The sequence below is a fragment of the Pseudomonas sp. 14A genome, assembly GCF_018132745.1.
Taxonomy (GTDB): domain Bacteria; phylum Pseudomonadota; class Gammaproteobacteria; order Pseudomonadales; family Pseudomonadaceae; genus Aquipseudomonas; species Aquipseudomonas mercuritolerans.
Genome location: NZ_JAGRQJ010000016.1, coordinates 159,107 through 182,510 on the forward strand (window position 1 = coordinate 159,107; position 23,404 = coordinate 182,510).

The 23,404-nt window shown below is 60.4% G+C and carries 24 protein-coding genes and 1 riboswitch; of the genes, 10 read left to right on the forward strand and 14 right to left on the reverse strand.

Annotated elements, in window-relative coordinates; all coding sequences use genetic code 11:
• Positions 1 to 26: 26 nt before the first annotated feature.
• The 3 genes from PS14A_RS20620 to PS14A_RS20630 all read right to left on the reverse strand — a co-directional run bounded on the left by PS14A_RS20620 (position 27) and on the right by PS14A_RS20630 (position 4,832).
• Positions 27 to 1,916 carry a DUF1302 domain-containing protein gene (locus PS14A_RS20620; protein ID WP_212617108.1) on the reverse strand — a complete coding sequence of 630 codons (1,890 nt, stop codon included), beginning with the start codon at positions 1,914 to 1,916 and terminating at the stop codon, positions 27 to 29.
• A gap of 337 nt (positions 1,917 to 2,253) precedes the next feature.
• Positions 2,254 to 3,936: a fatty acid--CoA ligase gene (locus PS14A_RS20625; RefSeq protein ID WP_212617109.1), complete on the reverse strand. Its 1,683-nt coding sequence runs from the start codon at positions 3,934 to 3,936 to the stop codon at positions 2,254 to 2,256.
• A 266-nt stretch (positions 3,937 to 4,202) separates the two neighbouring features.
• Positions 4,203 to 4,832, reverse strand: coding sequence for a LysE family transporter (locus tag PS14A_RS20630; protein WP_039761334.1), 630 nt, complete (start codon positions 4,830 to 4,832; stop codon positions 4,203 to 4,205).
• 240 nt (positions 4,833 to 5,072) lie between these two features.
• Here PS14A_RS20630 and PS14A_RS20635 point away from each other — a divergent pair, with 240 nt between their 5' ends.
• From PS14A_RS20635 to PS14A_RS20645, 3 genes are all read left to right on the forward strand, one after another.
• On the forward strand, positions 5,073 to 6,038 hold the full coding sequence (locus PS14A_RS20635) for a 2-hydroxyacid dehydrogenase (protein ID WP_212617110.1): 966 nt from the start codon (positions 5,073 to 5,075) through the stop codon (positions 6,036 to 6,038).
• 32 nt (positions 6,039 to 6,070) lie between these two features.
• A complete protein-coding gene (locus PS14A_RS20640) occupies positions 6,071 to 7,069 on the forward strand; it encodes a class I SAM-dependent methyltransferase (RefSeq protein WP_016773244.1) in 999 nt (332 codons plus the stop codon).
• A 40-nt stretch (positions 7,070 to 7,109) separates the two neighbouring features.
• A riboswitch (yybP-ykoY riboswitch) is annotated at positions 7,110 to 7,232 on the forward strand.
• 89 nt (positions 7,233 to 7,321) lie between these two features.
• Entirely contained in the window at positions 7,322 to 7,906 is a 585-nt protein-coding gene (locus PS14A_RS20645) for a TMEM165/GDT1 family protein (protein ID WP_041479980.1), read from the forward strand.
• Between the two features lie 110 nt (positions 7,907 to 8,016).
• On the opposite strand, the gene PS14A_RS20650 is transcribed toward PS14A_RS20645, so the two are convergent.
• Entirely contained in the window at positions 8,017 to 8,835 is an 819-nt protein-coding gene (locus tag PS14A_RS20650; protein ID WP_016773242.1) for a M48 family metallopeptidase, read from the reverse strand.
• A 250-nt stretch (positions 8,836 to 9,085) separates the two neighbouring features.
• Here PS14A_RS20650 and PS14A_RS20655 point away from each other — a divergent pair, with 250 nt between their 5' ends.
• Positions 9,086 to 11,227 (forward strand): methyl-accepting chemotaxis protein, encoded by a 2,142-nt coding sequence (locus PS14A_RS20655; protein ID WP_212617111.1) that lies wholly within the window; start codon positions 9,086 to 9,088, stop codon positions 11,225 to 11,227.
• A gap of 99 nt (positions 11,228 to 11,326) precedes the next feature.
• Here PS14A_RS20655 and PS14A_RS20660 read toward each other — a convergent pair whose 3' ends face one another.
• Genes PS14A_RS20660 through PS14A_RS20670 form a run of 3 tightly spaced genes read right to left on the reverse strand, consistent with a single transcriptional unit; the run spans position 11,327 to position 12,438 of the window.
• The gene (locus tag PS14A_RS20660; RefSeq protein WP_212617112.1) at positions 11,327 to 11,950 is read right to left on the reverse strand and encodes an SOS response-associated peptidase; all 624 of its coding nucleotides are present in this window, start codon (positions 11,948 to 11,950) and stop codon (positions 11,327 to 11,329) included.
• Positions 11,951 to 11,985: 35 nt separating this feature from the next.
• Positions 11,986 to 12,246, reverse strand: a complete 261-nt coding sequence (locus PS14A_RS20665; protein WP_024014272.1) for a DUF2007 domain-containing protein — start codon at positions 12,244 to 12,246, stop codon at positions 11,986 to 11,988.
• A 9-nt stretch (positions 12,247 to 12,255) separates the two neighbouring features.
• Entirely contained in the window at positions 12,256 to 12,438 is a 183-nt protein-coding gene (locus PS14A_RS20670) for a CPXCG motif-containing cysteine-rich protein (protein WP_130912867.1), read from the reverse strand.
• Between the two features lie 141 nt (positions 12,439 to 12,579).
• On the opposite strand from PS14A_RS20670, the gene PS14A_RS20675 reads away from it, so the two are divergent.
• Positions 12,580 to 13,743: a 1-acyl-sn-glycerol-3-phosphate acyltransferase gene (locus tag PS14A_RS20675; protein ID WP_174823868.1), complete on the forward strand. Its 1,164-nt coding sequence runs from the start codon at positions 12,580 to 12,582 to the stop codon at positions 13,741 to 13,743.
• A 97-nt stretch (positions 13,744 to 13,840) separates the two neighbouring features.
• Here PS14A_RS20675 and PS14A_RS20680 read toward each other — a convergent pair whose 3' ends face one another.
• The gene (locus tag PS14A_RS20680) at positions 13,841 to 14,119 is read right to left on the reverse strand and encodes a hypothetical protein (RefSeq protein WP_039761318.1); all 279 of its coding nucleotides are present in this window, start codon (positions 14,117 to 14,119) and stop codon (positions 13,841 to 13,843) included.
• Between the two features lie 193 nt (positions 14,120 to 14,312).
• Between PS14A_RS20680 and PS14A_RS20685 the strand changes: the two genes are divergently transcribed.
• Entirely contained in the window at positions 14,313 to 14,519 is a 207-nt protein-coding gene (locus PS14A_RS20685; protein ID WP_016770662.1) for a hypothetical protein, read from the forward strand.
• Between the two features lie 349 nt (positions 14,520 to 14,868).
• Here PS14A_RS20685 and PS14A_RS20690 read toward each other — a convergent pair whose 3' ends face one another.
• Positions 14,869 to 15,453, reverse strand: coding sequence for a YajG family lipoprotein (locus PS14A_RS20690; protein WP_024014276.1), 585 nt, complete (start codon positions 15,451 to 15,453; stop codon positions 14,869 to 14,871).
• Positions 15,454 to 15,658: 205 nt separating this feature from the next.
• Between PS14A_RS20690 and PS14A_RS20695 the strand changes: the two genes are divergently transcribed.
• Together PS14A_RS20695 and mqo are read left to right on the forward strand one after the other, a co-directional pair.
• Positions 15,659 to 15,892, forward strand: coding sequence for a hypothetical protein (locus PS14A_RS20695; RefSeq protein ID WP_039761314.1), 234 nt, complete (start codon positions 15,659 to 15,661; stop codon positions 15,890 to 15,892).
• A 704-nt stretch (positions 15,893 to 16,596) separates the two neighbouring features.
• Positions 16,597 to 18,105 carry a malate dehydrogenase (quinone) gene (mqo, locus tag PS14A_RS20700; RefSeq protein ID WP_024014277.1) on the forward strand — a complete coding sequence of 503 codons (1,509 nt, stop codon included), beginning with the start codon at positions 16,597 to 16,599 and terminating at the stop codon, positions 18,103 to 18,105.
• Between the two features lie 150 nt (positions 18,106 to 18,255).
• Here mqo and PS14A_RS20705 read toward each other — a convergent pair whose 3' ends face one another.
• From PS14A_RS20705 to PS14A_RS20720, 4 genes are all read right to left on the reverse strand, one after another.
• Positions 18,256 to 18,543 (reverse strand): PA4642 family protein, encoded by a 288-nt coding sequence (locus tag PS14A_RS20705; protein ID WP_095123008.1) that lies wholly within the window; start codon positions 18,541 to 18,543, stop codon positions 18,256 to 18,258.
• Positions 18,544 to 18,606: 63 nt separating this feature from the next.
• Positions 18,607 to 19,086: a hypothetical protein gene (locus PS14A_RS20710; protein WP_212617113.1), complete on the reverse strand. Its 480-nt coding sequence runs from the start codon at positions 19,084 to 19,086 to the stop codon at positions 18,607 to 18,609.
• A gap of 63 nt (positions 19,087 to 19,149) precedes the next feature.
• Positions 19,150 to 19,623 (reverse strand): WbuC family cupin fold metalloprotein, encoded by a 474-nt coding sequence (locus PS14A_RS20715; protein WP_212617114.1) that lies wholly within the window; start codon positions 19,621 to 19,623, stop codon positions 19,150 to 19,152.
• A gap of 4 nt (positions 19,624 to 19,627) precedes the next feature.
• Positions 19,628 to 20,185, reverse strand: coding sequence for a hypoxanthine-guanine phosphoribosyltransferase (locus PS14A_RS20720; RefSeq protein WP_016773231.1), 558 nt, complete (start codon positions 20,183 to 20,185; stop codon positions 19,628 to 19,630).
• Positions 20,186 to 20,349: 164 nt separating this feature from the next.
• On the opposite strand from PS14A_RS20720, the gene upp reads away from it, so the two are divergent.
• Both upp and PS14A_RS20730 read left to right on the forward strand, forming a co-directional pair.
• On the forward strand, positions 20,350 to 20,988 hold the full coding sequence (upp, locus tag PS14A_RS20725) for a uracil phosphoribosyltransferase (protein ID WP_090286199.1): 639 nt from the start codon (positions 20,350 to 20,352) through the stop codon (positions 20,986 to 20,988).
• Between the two features lie 2 nt (positions 20,989 to 20,990).
• A complete protein-coding gene (locus PS14A_RS20730) occupies positions 20,991 to 22,265 on the forward strand; it encodes a uracil-xanthine permease family protein (RefSeq protein WP_016773229.1) in 1,275 nt (424 codons plus the stop codon).
• A gap of 104 nt (positions 22,266 to 22,369) precedes the next feature.
• On the opposite strand, the gene hemH is transcribed toward PS14A_RS20730, so the two are convergent.
• A complete protein-coding gene (gene hemH, locus PS14A_RS20735; protein ID WP_212617115.1) occupies positions 22,370 to 23,395 on the reverse strand; it encodes a ferrochelatase in 1,026 nt (341 codons plus the stop codon).
• Positions 23,396 to 23,404 lie beyond the last annotated feature (9 nt).

The following is a 23,404-nucleotide window of genomic DNA, read 5'->3' on the forward strand; positions in this document are numbered from 1 at the left end:
AATTCGTTCGTCCTGAAATGCAGTGCTTAGAAGTTCACGCCGAAGCTGAGCGCCACGAAGTCGCGGTCGTCCACGGTGGTGTACTTGCCGTCGAAGAAATTGGTGTAGGCCAGGCTCGCGGTGTAGGTGTTCTGGTATTCGGCATCGACACCCAGGCTGACCGCTTTGCGACCTTCCTCGAAGTTGCCGCCAGGGCCTGGCGAGTAACCGCTGACGTCGTGGGACCAGGCCACGTTCGGCTTGAGGTTCACACCGGCAAACACGTCGTTGTATTCCCAGATCGCCCGACCACGGTAGCCCCACGACATCGACGTGGTGAAACCGTCGTTTTCGCAATTGCGGCTGCGGTTGTTCTGCGGCGAACCGGGACCGGCGCCGTTGATGGTGCTGTTGTTGAGGATGTTGGCGCAGGTATCGACTGTACCAGTGGCCGGCAACTCACCCGGACCGTAGACCGGGTCACGGCCATAACGCTTGTCGGAGCGGCTTTCCAGGCCACCGACGTAGGTCGCGCCGACTTCACCCACGAGGGTCAGACGACTGGCGCCCATGACCTGATCGAAGAAGTGCGTGAACGTCGTCTGGATCTGGGTGATTTCCTTGCGCTCATAGCCATGCAGATCCTGACCCGGCACGCCAGTGAGCAGCGAAGCGTTGGTCAGCGCGCCGCCCAGAGGACGTACGCCGGCAAACAGGATGTCGGTGGAGTTCAGTTGTACCGGCGCGTTCGGACGGTAGCTGATCTCACCGCTCCACGCCGTACCGGTAGGCAGGGTGGTGGAGAAGCTCAGACCGTAGAGACGAATGTCTTCCGGGTATTCGATGAAGTAATTGGAGTTGCCCGCAACCAGCAGCGGTGCGAGTGCGGCAAACGGCCCCGGCAACCCGGCAGCGGTGTTGTAGACCGATTGCGGCGCGCCGGTGGCGCTGAAGATCGGCGCACGGCTGTGGTAGTTCATGAAGTAGGCGCCGAACTCGGTGTCGAGTGGCTCGAACATGTATTTGAGGGACGCACCCCACTGACCGCTATCGCGCGCGTCACGGTCCGGCCCACGGCGCACCAGCACGCCTTCTTCGTCGACGTTCACACCGTTGGCGGCCAACGGCCCCAAAGCGATCGCCGGAATCTGCGAACGCTTGTTCAGTACGCGCAAATTGTTGTCGCAACCGTCGGCAACGATGTCTGGCTGGGAGAAGAAGGTGCCGCAGTTGTCGACGACGGTCTGATCCCATTCCAGTTGGTAGAACGCTTCGGCCGAGAGGTTATCGGTGAGGCTCTGCGACACGTAGAACATGTTGACCGGAATCAGGCCTTCCTTGATCTCGGCGCCCGGACGACGGAACGCGGAGACGTCGATCGGGTTGATCGAGTTGATGCCGCCGCCGATGAAGGTACTTTCACCCCAGCTCACTACCTGCTTGCCCAGACGCACGGAACCCGGCTGATCGGCGATCGCGTAGTTGTGGTAGACGAAGGCGTCGAGGATCTGCCCGCCGGAGGACTTGGCGCCCTCTTTGCGGTTGCTGTCGCTGATGTCCTTGAATTCGCGGCTCTCGTCCTTCAGTTCGAAGTCGTACCAGTACTTGCCACGGACGAACACGCCGGTGTCGCCGTATTTCAATTCAAGGTCATGGATGCCCTTGAAGATCTTCGAGAAGGTTTCGCCGCTCTTGAAGTTGGCGTGACCGTCATCGGAAGTCTGCGACAGGCCACGGCCGCCGTTGTTGACGCCGATGAGGTTCTTGTTCGGGCTCTGAGTAGACCAACTGGCACCGATCGACAGGGACGAGTCGAACTGGCCTTCGATTTCACCGACGTTGAAACTGACGCCGAATGCAGGCCCGGCGAGCGAGGAGGCAAGACTGACCGCCAGAGGCAGTTTCGCCCGGCGCCAGAACTGGTTTACTGAGGTCATCGACGCTACTCCATGTGCATTATTGTTATGGCAGTGAGTACTTTTAAAAACGCTGTGGAGGACCGGGCGCCAGGGCTGCCCGAAATCGCTCCAGAGTTGCTCGCCCCGATCAGTGCGTGTGCTCCGTTTCTAAAAAGTCCTTGAGCGGACTATATCCAGCGGGTGGTAGTGCTTGATCCCTCTAAAGTGTGATTTGCAGCCGCCAACCACTCTGGAACAGTCCTTTCGCCAGTCCGACACAAGTCGGCACGGCAAGGATGGCTGATTTTTTCGATTTCACAAGCCAAGCGCTTGCTTGGTGGGTCTGGCGCGCCGGTTTCGGCGCGCCAGCAGGCACTTAAAGTGTCGAGAGGAAGGTGCTGTTGTTGGCCTGCCATTCGGTGATGTCGAGGCGGATGCGCTTCTTGTCGAGCTTGCCGACACTGGTCTTGGGAATTTCGGTAACAAGGGCGATCTGACTGGGGATCGCCCACTTGCTCAGGTGCCCCAGCTCGACGAACGGTTTGAGGTGTTCCTTCAGTTCCCGTGCGCCGATCACCTGCCCTTCGCGGACCACCAGCAAGGCAAACGGACGCTCGCCCCACTGCGGATCGGCAATGCCCACCACTGCTACTTCGCGTACCGCCGCATGCCGGCTGATGAGGTCTTCGAGGTCGAGGGAGGAGATCCACTCGCCGCCGGTCTTGATCACGTCCTTGATGCGATCACGAATATCGATCACGCCCATGCTGTCGAGCGTGGCGACGTCACCGGTGTGCAACCAGCCACCGGCCCAGAGCTCGGCGCCCTTCTGCGGTTCGTTGAAATAGCCTTCGGTCAGCCACGGCGCGCGCAGCACCAGTTCGCCCTGGGTTTCGCCGTCAGCCGGAAGGAAATTGCCCTCGCCGTCGACAATCGCCGCTTCGACCAACGGTCCCGGCACGCCGGCCTTGATCCGGTAAGTGGTGCGCTCGTCTTCGCCGCCGGCCATCAGTTCGTCGTTGAGGTGCGCACAGGACACCAGCGGCCCGGTTTCCGACATGCCGTACGCGGCCGTCAGCTGAATGCCACGGGCCTTGGCGTTTTCATACAGGCTGCGGTTGAGCGCGCTGCCGCCGATGACGATTTTCCAGCCGCCAAAATCCGCACCTTGCGCGGCTTTGGCGTTGAGCAGCATCTGCAGGATGGTCGGCACGCAGTGGGAAAAGGTGACCCTCTCCTTGCGCCACAACTCCACCAGATACTCCGGGTCGTAGCGCCCCGGATAAACCTGCTTGAGCCCGAGCATGGTCGCCACATAAGGCAAACCCCAGGCGTGAACGTGGAACATCGGCGTGATCGGCATGTACACATCGTTGGTGCCGAGCAGCCGTACGCTGTCGATCGATCCCATGATCGTCGCCACGCCGATGGTGTGCAGCACCAGTTGCCGATGGGTGAAATACACGCCTTTCGGATTGCCCGTGGTACCGGTGGTGTAGAACGTGGTGGCCACAGAATTTTCGTCGAAATCCTGAAAATCATACTGCGCACTCGCAGCGGCCAGCAGTTGCTCATATTCGCCGACGAGGTTGGGCAGCTCTGCGGTTTTCTCCGGAAGATCGGTCAGCAGCAGGGTTTTCTCCACCGTGGTCAGCTGCGGCGCGATGGCCTGATACAGCCCGACGAACTCACTGTTGACCAGGACGAAGCGGTCCTCGGCGTGGTTCATGGTGTAGAGGATCTGCTCGGGCGACAGACGAACGTTGATGGTGTGAATCACCGCGCCGATCATCGGAATGGCGAACATGCATTCCAGGTAACGGTGGCTGTCCCAGTCCATCACCGCCACGGTGTCACCAGCCTTGACGCCAGCAGCCGTCAGCACGTTGGCCAGCCGCGCAACCCGCTCGATCAGGGTCGGATAGCTGTAGCGCAACTGGTCGCGGTAGATGATTTCGCGGGTTTTCTCGTAACGGGCGCCGGACATCAGCAGCCGTTTGATCAGCAATGGATACTGGTAGGCCCCATCGGCCGGCGGAATGACCCGAGTCTGCAACATAAGAATCCCTTTTCTGACTGCACGGTGTTGGCGGAGAGATTCGTACTCTAGTGCGCCTGCATGACAGTCAAATCAGCCAAAGGAATGATTTGCAGAGCCGTACAAATGCTAGCTTTGCGCCAGCATCCCAGACATCGAGAAAATGGATATGGCACCTGTAGGAGCTGCCGAAGGCTGCGATCTTTTGATCTTGATCCTGAAACAAGATCAAAAGATCGCAGCCTCGTTGCACTCGTCAGCTCCTACGAGGGAAAAATGCCGGCCGGTCAGTGCATCTCGGTGAACGCGATTTTCACGCCGAGAGCAATCAGCACGGCGCCCATGGTGCGGTCGAACCAGTGGCCCATGCGGGCGAAGCCGGCGCGCACCCGTTGCTGGCTGAACAGCATCGCCACCAGGCAGAACCAGATCGCCGTCGCCACCGCCAGGTACACCCCGTAACCGGCCTGCACGGCCAGCGGTGTGTGCGGGTTGATCACCACGGTGAACAGCGAGAGGAAAAACAGCGTGGCTTTCGGGTTCAGACCGTTGGTGACGAAGCCCGAGGTAAACGCGCCCCGCGCGGTGCGTACGCCGGTTTCCCGGTGCAAGTCATCGTTGACGGTTTTCGCCGGTTGCGCGCGCAAGGCCTTGAAGCCGATGTAAAGCAGATACGCGGCGGCGGCCCACTTCAGGGCGTTGAACAGCACGATCGATTGCGACACGATCAGACCGATGCCGAGCAACGAATAGCCAACGTGCAGGAAAATCGCCGTGCCCACGCCCAGCGCGGTCCAGGTGCCGGCGCGGCGCCCATGGGTCACGCTCTCGCGCACCACCACGGCAAAGTCCGGGCCGGGGCTGGCCACGGCGAGCAGGTGGATCAGGGCAACGGTCAAGAACTCGGTCCAGTACATGGGGGCTCCTCAGGATTCGAATGTTCACACTGGGCTCATTGCCGAATGCTTTCCCTGTGGGAGCGAGCCTGCTCGCGAAAGCGCTGGGTCAGCCAACAGAGATGTTGAATGGGCCAGAGCTTTCGCGAGCAGGCTCGCTCCCACAGGTGTTCAAGGCATCTCGGTGTCGAGTAACCAATTGTTTCATCTGGTAGGCTCGGCAGAGTACGCCCTCCGCTCACAGCACAAAAGGTACAGTTGATGACGAACACGCGCCGCGCGGTATTCCTTGATCACCCTTCGCTGGATCTCGGCGATCTGGACCTCGGTCCGTTGCGCGAATGCTTCAGCGACTTGCAGCTGTTCGCCCAGACTCTGCCGGAACAGGTCAGCGAACGCCTGCACGGCGCCAGTGTGGCGATCACCAACAAAGTCGTGATCGACGCCGCTGCAATGGCTGCCAACCCGCAGCTGAAACTGATCCTGATCAGCGCCACCGGCACCAACAACGTCGACCTCACTGCCGCCCGCGCTCACGGCATCACCGTGTGCAATTGCCAGGCTTACGGCACGCCGTCCGTGGCGCAACACACGATCATGCTGTTGCTCAACCTCGCCACGCGCCTGGCCGACTATCAAAAGGCTGTGAGCGAAGGCCGCTGGCAACAGGCGAAACAGTTCTGCCTGCTCGACTACCCGATCGTCGAACTGCAAGGCAAAACCCTCGGCCTGCTCGGCCATGGCGAACTCGGTGGTGCCGTGGCGCGACTGGCCGAGGCGTTCGGCATGCGCGTGCTGCTTGGGCAGATTCCCGGGCGCCCGGCTCGGCCGGATCGCCTGCCGCTGGAAGAACTGCTGCCGCAGATCGACGCCCTGACCCTGCACTGCCCGCTCAACGAGCACACCCGGAACTTCATCGGCGCCGGCGAACTGGCCGCGATGAAGCCCGGCGCATTTGTGGTCAATACCGCTCGTGGCGGCTTGATCGACGAGCAGGCGCTGGCCGACGCTTTGCGTCGCGGCCACCTCGGCGGTGCGGCGACCGATGTGTTGAGTGTCGAGCCACCGACCCAGGGCAACCCGCTGCTCGCCGCCGATATCCCGCGCCTGATCGTCACCCCGCATAACGCTTGGGGCAGTCGCGAGGCGCGCCAGCGTATCGTCGGGCAATTGAGCGAAAACGCCCAGGCGTTCTTCAGCGGTGAGGCGCTGCGGGTCGTCAGTTGATAAACTGCGGCACTTTTTTTCAAGGAGCAGTTATGGATCCGCGCAGTGAAGTACTGCTTCGTCAGGCCGAGTTATTCCAGGGTTCGCTGCTGTTGGCCGGCCTGCCTGCCGACGACTTGCTCGGGCGTCTGCCGAATGCGTTCGGCTGGTGCTGGCACGCTGGCGACCAAGCCGCACTGGACGCACGTTTCGAAGGCCGCAGCCAGTTCGGCGTGAACGTGCCCGAGCGTGAGTTCGACAGCGCTGTGGTGTTCCTGCCCAAGTCCAAGGACCTCACCGACTACATCCTCAACGCCGTGGCGTCGCGTCTGGCCGGGCGTGAGGTGTTTCTGGTCGGGGAAAAACGCAGCGGCATCGAAGGCGCATCCAAACAGCTCAACCCGTTCGGCAAGCCGCGCAAACTCGACAGCGCCCGCCACTGCCAGCTCTGGCAAGTCACCGTGGCCAATGCACCTGAAGCGAAACCGCTGGAAAGCCTGGCGCAGACGTACGAACTGCCGCTGGCCGAAGGGCCGTTGAAAGTCATCAGCCTGCCGGGCGTGTTCAGCCACGGTCGCCTGGATCGCGGCAGTGCCCTGCTGCTGGAGCATCTGGACAAACTGCCGAGCGGCCATCTGCTTGATTTCGGTTGCGGCGCCGGCGTGCTCGGGGCTGCGGTGAAACGTCGCTATCCGCACAATCAGGTGACGTTGCTGGATGTCGACGCGTTCGCCGCCGCCAGTAGCCGTCTGACCTTGGCCGCCAATGGCCTGGAAGCCGAAGTGCTGACCGGCGACGGCATCGACGCCGCGCCGATGGGTTTGAGCGCGATTCTGAGCAATCCGCCATTCCATGTCGGCGTGCACACCGATTATTTCGCTACGGAGAACCTGCTGCGAAAAGCGGCGAAACATCTGAAAAACGGTGGCGAACTGCGCCTTGTGGCGAACAGCTTCCTCAAGTATCAGCCGCTGATCGAGGAGCACCTGGGCGTGTGTGCGATCAAGGCTGAAGGCAATGGTTTCCGGATCTACCGGGCCAAGCGCGGCTGAAAATTTGTTCTTGCCCAATCGTATTTGCCTAGGCAGAATCCGCTCCGTCCTAGGGGAGTAGTCTCCCACGAGCGCCAAGCTCGTCCGGCATACGTCAACATACTTGATCCTCAGATCATGGCGTATGCGACCCAAGCGTCCGCACCAGACGGATCGCAGGGTTTGACAAGACCTATGACACGCACACCTTACCCGGGGCGGGAAGGCTGTACGTGTCATAGCCGTGTCGACCCGCCCCTTAGGAAATCCCTGATGCTGGACTCGCTACTCGTTCCCACCGCTATCGTTGCCTTGGCCGAAATCGGCGACAAGACGCAACTGCTCGCGCTGATTCTCGCCGCTCGCTTTCGCAAACCCTGGCCGATCATCGCCGGGATTGTCGCCGCGACCCTGGCCAACCACGCAGCAGCCGGTGCGGTAGGTGCCTGGGTCGGCAGTTTCTTCTCCGACGCCGTCCTGCACTGGATCCTCGCCGCCAGCTTCGCCGCCACGGCGCTGTGGACCCTGGTCCCGGACAAAATGGATGACGACGAAGCCAGCACGGCGCGCAAGTTCGGGCCGTTCCTGACCACGCTGATCGCGTTCTTCCTGGCGGAAATCGGCGACAAGACGCAGATCGCCACGGTGATGCTCGCCGCGCAATATCCGGAACTGTGGCTGGTGATTATCGGCACCACCGTGGGCATGCTGATTGCCAACGTGCCGGTGGTACTGGCGGGTAACTTTGCCGCAGAGAAACTGCCACTGACCCTGATCCGCCGCCTCGCGGCTTCGGCGTTCATGATTCTGGCGATTGTTGCGGTTTATAAAGCGATGCAGAGCAGCGGCTGGGTTTGAAGCAGCTACAAGCTACAAGCTGCAAGCTGCAAGCTGCAAGCTGCAAGCTGCAAGCCCAGCGAGTCTGCTTTGACTTGTAGCTTGCCGCTTGAAGCTTGTAACTGCTCTATTCAGGACTTCGGGGCTTTTTCGTACAACGGCATGACTTTAGGAATCGCTGCCTGCAACGCAGCAATGCGGCTGCTGGATGCCGGGTGGGTGCTCATGAATTCCGGTGGCGCGCCTTCGGAAGCCTTGCTCATCTTGTCCCACAGGGTGATCGCCGCGTTCGGGTTGTAACCGGCGCGGGCGGCCAGTTCCAGGCCGATCAGGTCGGCTTCGTTTTCGTTGGCGCGGCTGTTGGGCAAGGTCATGCCGTAGTTGGCCACGGTGTCGGCCAGCGCCAGGCTGTCCTGCCCCAGACCGAACAGGGCACCAGCGCCCTGCTTGGCCATCTCCATACCGTAAGCCTTGGACATCGCTTCACGACCGTGCTCGCGCAGAGCGTGGGCGATTTCATGGCCCATGACCGCAGCGATTTCATCGTCGGTGAGTTTCAGACTGTCGATCAGCCCGGTGTAGAAGATGATCTTGCCGCCGGGACCGCAGTTGGCGTTGAGCTCATCGCTCTTGATCAGATTGACTTCCCATTGCCACTGCGCCGCGTCCGGGCGGAATGTTGGCGCTTGGGCGATCAAGCGGTTGGCGATGGTCTGCACGCGCTTGGCTTCAGGGCTGGTCTTGTCCAGCACACCTTTGCTCGACGCCTCGCCGACAGTCTTCTGATACGACTGCGCGTACATCTGGTCCACCTCTTGCGAGGACAGCATGCTGAACATGTACTGCTTGCGCTCCACGCCCACGGCGCCGCCGCTGGTGGTGTTGACCGACTGACAACCGGCCAGCAACAGCGCTGCGCTCAAAGCACTTACCACTAATGTCTTGTTCATTCAAAAGCTCCCTGAAAACCTGAGGCGTATCCTAGGCGGCTAATTGTATTGGCGCCAGATACAACGGACGCATTGCGCGTACATTCACCTATGGCCGCAAGACCTCGTGGAAATTCCTCAAGCGCATTGAATCCGCCGCGCACCGATCCATCAGCGACATCGCGGGCCGATTCCGACCAACGTCTCTCATGGCCCTGCACACCCCGCCGATAAATCCCTCGCAGATTGTCCTCTTGCGTGCGGAGCGCCCATGAAGTTCAAGTCGATCCAGTTTTCCGTCGCCGCCCTGGCCGGCGCCATCGTTCTGAGCGTGGTCGCGGCGCTGGTGCTGTACGCGCTGTTCTCCGGCGCTCGCACTCAAGAAATGGTGCAACAGCGCACCCAGGCGCAGTTCGAGCAAGTCATCGAACAGCGCCTGACCTCGCTCGCGCAGACCCAGGTCAGCCAGATCCAGCGCGAACTCGAAGCGCCGCTGTTGATTGCCGGCGGTCTGGTACGCGTGAACGCCCTGCTCGGCGCGACCGGCGCCGACGGCCAGCCGCGCCTGAGCGTCAGCCGCGAACAACTGATCAGCCTGATCAAGGAAAACGTCGAAAAGAACCCGAAGATTCTCGGCACCTACATCGGCTGGGAAAAAAACGCACTGGACCACAATGACGCGGCCTACATCGGCAGCTCTGTAGTTGGTATCGATCCGGCCAACGGCCGCTTTTTGCCGTGGTGGTTCCGCAATACCGACGGCAGCCTGGGCGTGGACAAACTGGCCGATGTCGACGATCAGAAAACCCTGTCCACCGGCATACGCGCCAGCGAGTACTACCTGTGCTCGAAAGAGACGAAGAAAGCCTGCGTGATCGACCCGGCACCGTACAAGGTCGGTGACAAGATCGTCATGCTCGCCTCGTTCATCGAACCGATCATGGTCAACGGCGCATTCCAGGGCATCGTCGGTGCCGACCTCTCGGTCAATTTCATTCAGGACATGCTGCTCGCCGCCAACCAGAAGCTTTACAGCGGCGCCGGTGAAATGGCGCTGGTCGGCGGCAACGGGAGGATCGTTGCCTACACCAAGGACTCGAGCAAATTCGGTGAAAAAGTCAGCGACATCCTCGACGCCGAACAGGCCAGCAATCTCGCCAACCTCAAGCGCGACGAGGTCACCTATTCGGTGAATCAGGCCAAGGGCCGCATCGAGCTGTACCTGCCGTTCGGCATCGGCCAGACCGACGCACGCTGGACACTGATGCTGCAACTGCCACTCAACGCGGTCATGGCCGATCTGCAAAACCTCCAGGCCGACCTTGATGCCCAACGCAAATCCGACACCTTCGGCATGGCCATGGTCGGCCTGGTCATCGCCGGCATTGGCCTGCTGGTGATCTGGCTGGTGGGCCACGGCATCGCGCGGCCACTCAAGCAAATGGTCGCCATGCTCGATGACATCGCTCAGGGCGAAGGCGATCTGACCCGGCGTTTGAGCAGCGACCGCAGCGATGAACTGGGCTCGATTGCCAAAGGCTTCAACACCTTCCTCGCCAAGTTGCAGGCGATGATCACGCAAGTGGTGACCTCGGTGCAGAGCGTCAGCGATTCCTCGGAACACACCGCCGACATCGCCATCCGCACCAACATCGGTGTGCAGAAACAAATGGCCGAGATCGATCAGGTGGCGACCGCGGTGCAGGAAATGACCGCCACCGCCCAAGACGTGGCGCGCAATGCCACCCAGGCCGCACAAGCGGCAAGTCACGCCGATCAGGCCGCCAGCCAGGGCATGCAGATCGTCCGCGACACATCGGATTCGATTGGCGTGCTGGCGGTGGAAATCGGCAAGGCTGTCGAGGTGGTGCAGACGCTGGCCAAGGACAGCGAAAACATCAATGCCATCCTCACCGCCATTCGCGGCATCGCTGAACAGACCAATCTGCTGGCACTGAACGCGGCAATCGAAGCCGCGCGGGCCGGCGAGCAGGGTCGCGGTTTTGCCGTGGTTGCGGATGAAGTGCGCAATCTGGCGCAGAAAACCCAGAAGGCCACTGAAGAAATCCAGAGCATGATCCAGCAGTTGCAACAGGGCACCCGCGATGTGGTGCGTGTGATGGAAGACAGCCAGAACCGCACCGACGAAAGCGTGCAACACGCGGCGAAAGCGGCCGAGGCGCTGGAGACGATTACCCAGGCCGTGTCGGTGATCAATGACATGAACACGCAAATCGCCAGTGCGGCAGAAGAGCAAAGCGCAGTGGCCGACGACATCAACCGCAATGTGATCAATATCGGTCAGGTGGCGAATGAAGTGGCGGGCGGTGCGGATGAATCGAGCTCGGCGAGCGCCGGGTTGACCAAACTGGCCGAGCAGCAGCGGCGGTTGATCAATCAGTTCAAGGTTTGATCTTTAGATCCTCTTCGCGAGCAGGCTCGCTCCCACAGTTGGATTGCATTCACATGTGGGAGCGAGCCTGCTCGCGAATATGCCGGCACAGATCACTCATCACGCCGGGGTGAGACACTCCGGCCCGTTCAACTTCGGATCATTCACCAGATTCGCCAGCACCCGCTCGCGCAGCGCCGCCGGCTCACTGGCGAGCAAACCCTGCAACACATGCAGCGGCGTTTGAGGATCAAGCCAGGCAGCCTGCCCCGCTTCATCAAGAATCAACGGCCGGCGCTGACTCGCCGCCGACTGAGTGATCACCGCCGTGCTCAGCCAGACCTGCTCCTGCACCGGATACGCTTCCCAGATCGCCGCGAAAAACAACGACGAGCCCTCCCCCGGCGTTAACCAGTACGGCCGCTTGCGCTGGGTGCCGCGCCATTCGTAAAAGCCGTTGGCCGGCAGCAGGCAGCGACGCAAGCGCAAGGCCTCACGAAACATCGGCTGTTCTGCGACGGTTTCGGCGCGGGCATGGGCCGGGGTCTTCGACAGATCGGTCAGCCACGGCGGCGTCAGCCCCCAGCGCGCACGGGCCAAGGTGCGCTGGCCGTCTTCTTCGGCACGCAGCATCAGCACCGAGTCATTCGGGGAAATGTTCCACTGCGCCTGTTGATCGGCGGGAAAACCTGGCAGGGCCGCGAAGTCGCGGTTCCAGCGAAACAGGGCATAACGTCCACACATGGGGCAACACGACTCTGAATAAAACGAAGGCCAGCCTAACAGACCAGCGTGCCGGGAAAGCTTTCCGGTTCGTCGCCGGGCAGCGGCAGCGCGGCATTGTACGCGGTGATCAACTCGCGGGCGTATTCGGCCTGATCGTTATCCACCGACAGCCAGAGCAGGCCGAAGATCGGCAATTCACCCGCACCGCCCACCAGATCACGGCCGATCAGATGCGCCTCGATCCCCTCACTGGCAAGCATGCCCTTGAGCATTTCGCCCTCCATCAGGTTCGCCGGTTCGTAGATGCGCTGCATACGCGGCCCTCACTCGTTTTCGCTGAAGACTTCCAAGTGCCACTCTTCTTCATGTACCTGCAGGACAAAGGTGATCGGACGACAGCACACCTGGCAGTCTTCGATATACGTTTGATCCCCAGCGGACAAATCCAGAGTCGTCTCGACTTCCTCACCGCAATACGGACATTCATAGCGTGCATTTTCCAGCATCGCGGTCTCCCCAGTGACTTGTGCGTATAATCGCCGGTCTATTTGCAGGGCTATTTTTGTCTGGCTACTTTTCAGACCGTGCCCCGCGGGTTTTCGATCAAACCCTTTACTTACCCTAGCCGTTTCCAACAAGAGAGCATGATGGGCGAATTCGATGCCATCCGACCTTACGACGACAGCGAAGTACCTGCGGTACTGGCAAGGCTGCTCGGCGACAAGGCGTTTCTAGATATCCTCACCCACTTCCGCTTCCCGCGTTTTGCCGGTGCCTTCGGCTGGATGCTCAAACCTCTTATAGCCCATCGGCTGCGTCGTGAGTTTGCCGACGTGAATTCCGTGGCTACCTTACAGGACAAAGTCGAGTTCTACGTCGACCACACCATCGAGCGCGCCACCGACGGCGTGACCTATACCGGTGTCGAGCAATTCAAGTCCGGCAGCGCCTACCTGTTCATCGCCAACCACCGCGATATCGTCATGGACCCGGCCTTCGTCAACTACGCCGTGTACCACGCCGGCCTGCCGACACCGCGCATCGCGATTGGCGACAACCTGCTGCAGAAGCCGTTTGTCAGTGACCTGATGCGCTTGAACAAGAGCTTTATCGTCCACCGCTCGATCACCGGCCGTCGCGAGAAAATGGCTGCTTATCAGTTGCTGTCGGCGTACATCAACCACTCGATCCGCAACGATTGCGCGTCGATCTGGATTGCTCAGGCGGAAGGTCGGGCGAAGGACGGCGACGACCGCACCGAGTCGGCGATCCTCAAGATGTTTCACATGAGCCGCAAGGACGAGCCGTTCGGCGAAGTGATTCGTTCGTTGAACGTTACCCCGGTGTCGATCAGCTATGAATACGACCCGTGTGACCAGGCCAAGGCCCGCGAACTGTACATCCGCGCCACCACCGGCACCTACGCCAAGGCGCCGGGCGAGGATGACGTGAGCATCGCGAAGGGCATCACCGGTTACAAGGGTCGGGTCCACGTGAATTTTGCCGCGCCGATCACCGAGGTGTTCGAGGACACCAAGCAATTGGCGATCGAGATGGACAAGCAGATTCTCGGCGGTTACCGGTTGTTCCCGGTGCATTACCTGGCGTACGCGCAGTGGGCGGATGCCGATCCGCAATTGAATGTGCCGAAAGCGGCCGAGGTGTTCCCGGCTGACGAACTGGCCAAGGCGCAGGATGAATGGCAAAGCCGATTGGATGCCTGCCCAGCTGAGCATCGGCCGTACCTGGTGCTGCAATATGCGACGCCGGTGCGTAATCAATACCGGGTCAAGGCTGGGTTGCCGCTGTAAAGCAACAGCAAGATCAAAAGATCGCAGCCTTCGGCAGCTCCTACATGGGAATGATGTACATCCTGTAGGAGCTGCCGAAGGCTGCGATCTTTTGCTTTCAGAAGCGCGTGCTGATCCAGGAGACGATCAGAGCAAGCCCCAGGCAGGCAAAACCAAAACGATAGAAGAATCGGTTCATGCGCAACGTCGCCCAATCGAGGATCGGCTCGGCATTCGGCTGCGCCTGGCGCTGGGCGGCGAGACTGGCCTGGGCGCGTTGCTCACGACGGCGGGTCGCGTGCAGCAGCCAACTGCCCGGAAAGGCCAGAAGCAAGGCCAGCAGGTTGATCAACTTGGCGGGATGGGCGGTAAACAGCGTCATCAAGTGCAGCGACATCACAGACCTCGAACTTAACCGGTGTGGCAGACGCCAGACCGACGACCGCGGCGCGGATTCTACCCAAACCGGCCCACCCTGCCCCTGCCTTTGCGACAAATAACCTGACAATCGACCGATGGCTGTCCTGTGTCATGGCATCGTCACGTGGATGCTTCACCCTGCGCGCCTCGAAACCCGAATGGAATGCGACATGCTGCACGCGGAAAACCAGGATCGCCTGTACCTCATCACCCCTTACGACGACCAGCAAAGCCTGGTCGGCAGCCTTGCCTTCAACGTGCAGGATCGACACTGGCTGGTGTATTGCGCGCTGGGCGGGCATCAGCACGCGGACTTGCCCGAGACCGATTTGTTGACTGGCGTGAGTGTGCTCGATTTCTATTCCCAGGCTGCCTGAACGTCAAAAGCACCCTCACCCTAGCCCTCTCCCAGAGGGAGAGGGGACTGACCGAGGTGTTTGCGGTAGATACGCCGACTTAAGATACCGCGCCGAACTCAGGTTTTTGACGCACACGCGATCGGCTCCCTCTCCCTCCGGAGAGGGGACTGACCGAGGTGTTTGCGGTAGATACGCCGACATGAGATACCGCGCCGAACTCAGGTTTCGAAGCACACGCGATCGGCTCCCTCTCCCTCGGGAGAGGGCTGGGGTGAGGGGAATCGATTTCCCATACGACACAAATCCCAGATCCAAAAAAAACCCGGAACCATCACTGGCCCCGGGCTTTTTCACATTCGCTGCAAACTTACTCAGCGAGCACCTGACCCACGGTCGGGTCCTTGAACAGACGCGTCAGCGCATCGCTCAATACATCGCTGACCAGTTTGGTGTTGGTTTCCTGATTCGGCGCCATGCCGAAGCGCTGGTCCAGCGACGCACCGTAACGACCGCTGTAGCGGCGGTTGGCGTTCTGCACGTCAGAGCGGAAGGTTGCGCCGATGGTTGCTTCGGTCACGTACATGCCTTCTTTCGGCGACTGATATTTCAACTCGGCCAGGGTCACGGTCAGCTGCGGCGCGTTGGGTGCGTTAGTGGTCGGGGTGAAGCCGAGCAGACGCACGGCGGCTTCGGCCTGGGCCTGCAGCTTGGGCAGGATCTGCTCGCGCTGCACGGTGATGGCGCTGGTTTCCGGGTACAGACCGCCACGGGTGCCCAGGGTTGGCGACGGACGACCATCGACCACACGCACGATGACAGGCTGGCCACGACCGACCGCTGGCAGTTGCGTGGTCAGCTTCGGCTCCGGATTCAGTTGTTGCGGGCTGTGGGCGCAGCCGGCGAGGGTCAAACCGGCGACAGTGATCAAACCGAACAACAGGCGTTGCAACATGCTCTTCTCTCCAGAATCAGGCACAAACAGGCCGGCAGTATAGCGGTGGGCCACTGCGCGTAACCAGCGCCGCGCAGTGAATACTGAAATGTCTGACAAACCCCGCCGAAAGCGGTTCCTGTCACACATTCTTCACCGTCCATACACCGCGGCGTCATGCCTCGCCGACAAGCTTCAAAGCAGTCCTCCTTCAAGGAACTCTGCCATGCGTTATCTGATCTCGCTGTTCGCCCCTCGCCCGCTGCATCGCAGCTTCGCCCTGCTCGACCGCAACGGTCATTGCCAGGCTTTCAAGCAGTGCAGCCTGCAACCGATGGGCGACGGCTGGGTGGAAATCGAAGAAATCCGCCTGACCTGGTTGAACCAGCCGCTGCCCGCCAGCGCCCGGGTCGTACCGCGACAAATGCGCGCACGGGGTCAGGTGCAGTTGAGCATCTGACCGGATGCCTAATAAAAGTCATTAAACACGAGCAACTGCGCGCATTTCTTCGCTACAATCTCCCCCCGATTATAAGGACGTCTCCTGATCGGGCCCCGCAACAGCGTCAATGCGCATGCATCGACATCAAAATCGCCCACAGAGAGCCGCCCACACAGATCGAGTGAAGTTGGCGCGCTTGCCTGTTCTTCCGGCAAAAACCCGCTTTTCGCGAATCTGCAGAGCTGTCATTCGCTCGGCCACCGCGTTGTTTTGCCCTTGCGGGCAGGTGCCAGGCCAAGGCAGCCCTTTTTTGAGGTTCACGTCTTCAAAAGAGCGTGAAAAAAACGGGTTTTCACAACTTCACAAGAGTGTGGCGAGCAAATGAATAGTTTTGCGTCTGAACATGCACCATTAGCGTCCGAAACAGCCCAACGACACAGGACCGGGTATACCTCGAACATCGGAGCCTGAAGCCTGTCCGCTACGGATTTGGTTGCACGAAAACGGATGTCTCGACCATAAGTCGAATTGCCAGCCCTGCGTGAAAATGCGTTCATGGAACGCTTGAAACCAGGCCGCACGCATCCGTCGAAGTTGCGAAAAATTGCGAAGATTCGGACATGGCCAACCTGACCACGGATAGCCCGGGCCCACTGACCTGCCCTGGAACGCCTGGCAGCCATGCCGACAATTTGGTGCTGCAGATTTGGGAGACGCGTTAAATGGCGCATAACGAAGCAGTCGACGTAGTTCTGGTAGGGGCCGGCATCATGAGTGCCACCCTGGCCGTACTGCTCAAAGAGCTCGACCCCGCGATCAAGCTGGAAGTCGTTGAGCTGATGGATTCCGGTGCTGCCGAGAGTTCCAATCCGTGGAACAACGCCGGTACCGGTCACGCCGGCCTGTGCGAGCTGAACTACACCCCGCAGGCCGCCGATGGCAGCGTCGACATCAAGAAAGCCGTGCACATCAACACCCAGTTCGAGGTGTCGAAGCAGTTCTGGTCGTACCTGACCAAAAAAGGCACGTTCGGCTCGTGCAAATCCTTCATCAGCCCGGTTCCGCACCTGAGTTTCGTTCAGGGCGAAAGCGGTGTGTCGTTCCTCAAGGAGCGCTTCAATGTCCTGAGCAAGCACCACGCGTTTGCCGACATGGAGTACACCGAAGACAAAGGCAAGATGGCCGAGTGGATGCCGCTGATGATGCCGGGCCGCTCGCCCGACGAAGTCCTCGCCGCCACCCGCGTGATGAACGGCACCGACGTCAACTTCGGCGCCCTGACCAATCAGTTGCTCAAGCACTTGAGCAGTGCCCCGGACACCCAGGTCAAATACTGCAAGCGCGTGACCGGCCTCAAGCGTAACGGCGCCGGCTGGACCGTCAGCATCAAGGACGTCAACAACGGCAACACCCGCGAAGTCGACGCAAAGTTTGTCTTCCTCGGTGCCGGTGGCGCGGCCCTGCCGTTGCTGCAGGCTTCGGGCATCGAAGAAAGCAAAGGCTTCGGCGGCTTCCCGATCAGTGGCCAGTGGCTGCGTTGCGATAACCCGGAAGTAGTCAAGCACCACCAGGCCAAGGTCTATAGCCAGGCGGCCGTGGGTTCGCCACCGATGTCGGTGCCGCACCTCGATACCCGCGTAGTCGATGGCAAGAAATCCCTTCTGTTCGGGCCGTACGCCGGTTTCACCACCAAGTTCCTCAAGCACGGCTCCTTCATGGACCTGCCGATGTCGGTGCGCGCCGGCAACATCGGGCCGATGCTGGCGGTGGCGAAAAACAACATGGACCTGACCAAGTACCTCGTCAGCGAAGTGATGCAGTCGATGGAACAGCGTCTGGAATCGCTGCGGCGTTTCTACCCGCAGGCGAAAGCCGAAGACTGGCGCCTGGAAGTGGCCGGCCAACGGGTGCAGATCATCAAGAAGGACCCGAAAAAGGGCGGCATCCTGCAGTTCGGTACCGAACTGGTCGCAGCGAAGGATGGCTCCCTCGCTGCCCTGCTCGGCGCATCGCCAGGTGCGTCGGTGACCGTTTCGATCATGCTCGAGCTGATCGAAAAATGCTTCCCGGCCAAGGCGTCCGGCGAGTGGGCAAGCAAACTGGCGGAAATCTTCCCGGCCCGTGAAAAGGTTCTGGAAACCGATGCTGCGCTGTATCGCAAGATCAACACGCAGAACAACATCGCCCTGGAACTGGTTGAAGAAAGCAGCGAGACACCAAGCTTCGCTTGATCTTGCGGCATGAAAAAACGCCCCAATCGGGGCGTTTTTTATGGACGCCAGAATCAAAAGATCGCAGCCTTCGGCAGCTCCTACAGGGCCAACATAAATCCCATGTAGGAGCTGCCGAAGGCTGCGATCTGTTGATCTTGTCTTTTGCCCTTAACCGCGGGACTTTTCGATCAGTTCAATGTATTCCGGGGCGTTGCGCTGATCGGCGATCAGCTCAACGAAAGTCTTGCCCTGCTCATCCTTGCCATCGACGTCATAACCCGCCGCAACGAAGAAGCCCAGAAAGCGCTCGAAGTCATCGATGCGCAATCCGCGATAGGCCTTGATCAGTTTGTGCAGCGACGGCGAAGTGGCGTCGACCGGCTCAAAATCGAGGAACAGCTTGATCTGCTCATCGCCGATCTCGTCACCAATCACTTGTTTCTTATCTTTACGCATTGCCGACTCCAGCTCGCAGACATGACACGGGGCGGGCAGTTTACCCCTGCCCGACCGCCCGGCTCAACGCGGACGAATCGCCCCGGTGTGCAAATCCGCCCAGATGTGGCCGTTGGCATAACTGAGGAACTGCACATACACCGTGTCGTTGCGCAGCAGATCCATCACCACGCGGTATTGCGCCAATGGATAGAACAGCGTCAGGGTTTTGCTTTTGTCATCGTAGGCCGGCTTTTTCAGGCTTTTGCTTTCGCCGTCAAAACTCACCAGCACCTGGCTGATCGTCGCGCCCTTGTTCAGCGATTTGCCTTTGAGGCGGATCAACAAGGATGAGGTGACCGGAATCGGCTGCTGATTGGACTGGCGCTGCGCACCGACCACCACCGAATACTCGCTGACCTGCAGCAGTTGCTGCTGCTCGGGGTCAGCATCACGCAGGGTCAGATCGTCCGGCGGCAGGAACTGGCTGTGCATCGGCGCAGCGGACAGCGGCAGGCTGAGAGACAGCAGCAGGGCGGCGAGACTGCGGATCAAGAGGCGCATGACAGACTCCGGAGGGCGGGGCCAAGAACTCTAGCATGCACCTGCGCAAATCAATGCGCCGATTCAATCGAACTGCTTGCGCATCCAGGCCTGATAGTCAGCGACACCGGGCTCGCCATCACGCGGTGCCCATGGGGCGAGTTCGCCTTCACCGACCGGGCGATAGGGTCCGGCCTTGCATTCGAACATCAGGCTGTCGGCTTCCAGTACGACCAGTCCGTGAAAGACGTTCGTCGGCAGATCCACACCGACACAGTCCCCGCCGGCCTGCAGAACCTGCTTTTTCAACACGCTACCGTTTTCGTCGAAAATCAGCAGCCCCAGCCGCCCCTTGAGCACCAGCAACGTTTCAGCCTTGTTAACACCCAGATGACGATGAGGCTGGATGTAGGTCTGCGGTTGCAGCCCCACCGCCATGCGATGACAGGCTTCTTCCATCTGATGGAAGTTGTGATGCTGGCGTCCGCGGGGATTGTGCGCGGCTTTCTCGGCCAACTCAGCGAACAGCGTTTGATCAAGAAAGCCAGGCGTACCCATCGCTTTACATTCCTTTAACCGCGTAAATCCCGTTGGCGTTGCGCCAGTAGCCCTTGTAGTCCATGCCATAACCGAAAATGTAGCGGTCGATGCATGGCAGGCCGACGAAATCGGCTTTCAGGTCCGGGCGCGCCTTGCGGTCGTGATCCTTGTCGATCAGCACGGCGGTGTGCACTTTGCGCGCGCCGGCGTGTTTGCAGAAGTCGATGATCGCGCCCAGGGTATGACCTTCATCGAGGATGTCGTCGATGATCAGGACGTCGCGGTCGATGAACGAGACTTCCGGCTTGGCTTTCCAGAACAGGTCGCCGCCGCTGGTTTCGTTGCGATAACGGGTCGCGTGCAGGTAGGACGCTTCCAGCGGGAATTGCAGATGCGTCAGCAGTTTGCCGGAGAAGATCAGGCCGCCGTTCATCACGCAGAACACCACCGGATTGCTGTCAGCCAGTTGTTCGTTGATTTGTGCACCGACGCGGGCGATGGCCGCCTCGACTTCAGACTCGGTGTACAGGCAGTCAGCCTCTCGCATGATTTGACGGATATGCTCGAGATCAGCGGACATGGCGCTCTCCAGGGGTTGGCGGAATTGGAAAAGCGGGCAAAGGTACGCATCCCGCGAGGTCGAATCAAGCTCTTATGGACTAACGTACAGAATGTCCTATAGGACATCACCCTCGGATAGATTAATCTAGGCCGGTTTTTTTGCCCGCCGCCGGAGCCTTTCCCATGCCCATCCTCGAGATCCGCCATCCGCTGATCCGTCATAAACTCGGCCTGATGCGCCGCGCTGACATCAGCACCAAGAATTTCCGCGAGCTCGCTCAGGAAGTCGGCGCCCTGTTGACCTATGAAGCTACAAAAGACCTGCCGCTCGAATCCTACGACATTGCCGGCTGGTGCGGCACCGTGTCGGTGGAGAAGATCGCCGGCAAGAAGATCACCGTCGTGCCGATCCTGCGTGCCGGCATCGGCATGCTTGAAGGCGTGCTCAGCCTGATCCCGGGCGCCAAGGTTTCTGCTGTGGGCGTTGCCCGCAACGAAGAAACCCTGCAAGCGCACACCTACCTGGAAAAACTGGTACCGGAAATCGACGAACGCCTGGCGATGATCATTGACCCGATGCTCGCCACCGGCAGTTCCATGGTTGCCACCATCGACCTGCTGAAAAAGGCCGGTTGCCGCGACATCCGCGCCATGGTCCTGGTGGCCGCGCCGGAAGGCATTGCTGCCGTAGAAAAGGCGCACCCGGACGTGACCATCTACACCGCGTCCATCGATGAACGTTTGAACGAGCACGGCTACATCATTCCTGGGCTTGGCGACGCCGGTGACAAGATCTTCGGCACCAAGCAGAAGGACGCGTAACCATGCAGCAAGAGTTCAACGATCCGCTCTGGCGCACGGTACTGTCCGGCGCGCAGATGCTGTTCGTGGCCTTCGGCGCCTTGGTGCTGATGCCGCTGATCACCGGCCTGGACCCCAACGTGGCACTGTTCACCGCGGGTCTGGGGACGATCCTGTTCCAGATCGTCACCGGACGTCAGGTGCCGGTGTTCCTGGCCTCGAGCTTCGCTTTCATCACGCCGATCATTCTCGCCAAGGGCCAGTTCGGCCTCGCCGCGACCATGGGCGGGGTGATGGCGGCCGGTTTCGTCTATACCTTCCTCGGCCTGGCCGTGAAGATCAAAGGCACCGGCTTCATTGACCGTTTGCTGCCACCGGTGGTGATTGGTCCGGTGATCATTTCCATCGGCCTGGCCATGGCGCCGATTGCCGCGAACATGGCGATGGGCAAGGCCGGCGACGGCACCGAACTGATTCACTATCAAACAGCGATGATGATTTCCATGCCGGCGCTGCTGACCACGCTGATCGTGGCAGTGTTCGGCAAGGGCATTTTCCGTCTGGTGCCGATCATTTCCGGGGTGCTGGTGGGCTTTGCCATGTCGTTCTATTTCGGCGTGGTCGACACCGCGAAAATTGCTGCAGCGCCGTGGTTCGCCCTGCCGCACTTCACCGCGCCGGAGTTCAACTGGCAGGCGATTCTGTTCATCGTTCCGGTGGCACTGGCCCCGGCGATCGAGCACATCGGCGGCGTGATCGCCGTGGGCAGCGTGACCGGTCGCGATTACCTGAAGAAGCCGGGCCTGCATCGCACCCTGCTCGGTGACGGCATCGCCACCACTGCTGCCGGCCTGTTCGGCGGCCCGCCCAACACCACTTACGCCGAAGTGACCGGCGCGGTGATGCTGACCAAGAACTACAACCCGAAAATCATGACCTGGGCGGCGATCTTCGCCATCACCCTGGCGTTCATCGGCAAATTCGGCGCGCTGCTGCAGAGCATTCCGGTGCCGGTGATGGGTGGGATTCTGTGCCTGTTGTTCGGTTCGATTGCGGCGGTGGGCATGAACACCCTGATCCGCCACAAGATCGACCTGGGCGAAGCGCGCAACCTGGTGATTGTTTCGGTGACGCTGGTGTTCGGTATCGGCGGTGTGCTGGTCGGCACCGGCACCGGCCCGGATGACTTCGGCCTCAAAGGCATCGCGCTGTGCGCGGTGGTGGCGATTGCGCTGAACCTGATCCTGCCGGGCAATGATGGCTGGAAGCAGAAGAAGGCGGATGAGCCGCTGATCTAAGGCTTTCAGATTTTCATCGCCTGACAGATAGCATTCGCGAGCAGGCTCGCTCCCACAGATTGGAATGTATTTCCCCTGTGGGAGCGAGCCTGCTCGCGAAGCTTTTAAAGGGCCAGCGGCGCTCTTTCGCAGAGGGTCGCCAGCGCCTTGGCCCATTGCGGGTCGTCGTTCAGGCACGGCACCAGTACCAGTTCCTCGCCCCCCGCTTCGCGGAACTGTTCCCTACCGCGATCGCCAATCTCTTCCAGCGTCTCGATGCAGTCAGCTACGAACGCCGGGCACATCACCAGAATCTTTTTCACCCCGCTTTTCGCCAGTTCATCCAGCCGCGCTTCGGTATACGGCTCGATCCATTTCGCCCGGCCCAGGCGTGACTGAAACGACACCGACCATTTGCCGTCCGGCAGGCCCATGGTTTTGGCGAAGGCGGCGGCGGTACGGAAACACTGCGCGCGGTAACAGGTTGCCAATACCGCCGGCGAGGCGGTCTGACAGCAATCGGCGCCCTTGAGGCAGTGATTGCCCGTCGGGTCGAGTTTGCTCAGATGCCGCTCCGGCAAGCCGTGAAAGCTCAGCAGCAGATGATCGTAATCCTGCTGCAGATGCGGACGCGCACTGGCGACCAGTGCTTCGATGTATTCCGGCTGATCGTAGAACGGTTGCAGGATCGACAACTGGACATCGAGTTTCTTCTCGCGCAGCACGCGCCGGGCTTCTTCGATCACGGTGGTCGTAGTGCTGTCGGCGAACTGCGGATACAGCGGCGCCAGCGTGATCTTCTTATGTCCCGCTTTGACCAGACGCAGCAGACAGGTTTCGATCGACGGCTCGCCATAACGCATCGCCAGATCCACCGGGCCGTGTTTCCACGTGCGGGTCATCTGCTCCTGCAAGCGGCGGCTGAGCACCACCAGCGGCGAGCCCTCCTCCCACCAGATCGAGGCGTAGGCATGGGCCGATTGCTCGGGGCGCTTGATCAGGATCAGCGACACCAGCAACCGCCGCAGCGGCCATGGCAGGTCGATCACGTAGGGGTCCATCAGAAATTGATTGAGGTAGCTGCGCACATCGGCCACCGAGGTGGAGGCCGGAGAGCCCAGGTTGACCAGAAGCAAAGCGTGATCGGTCATGCAACGTCC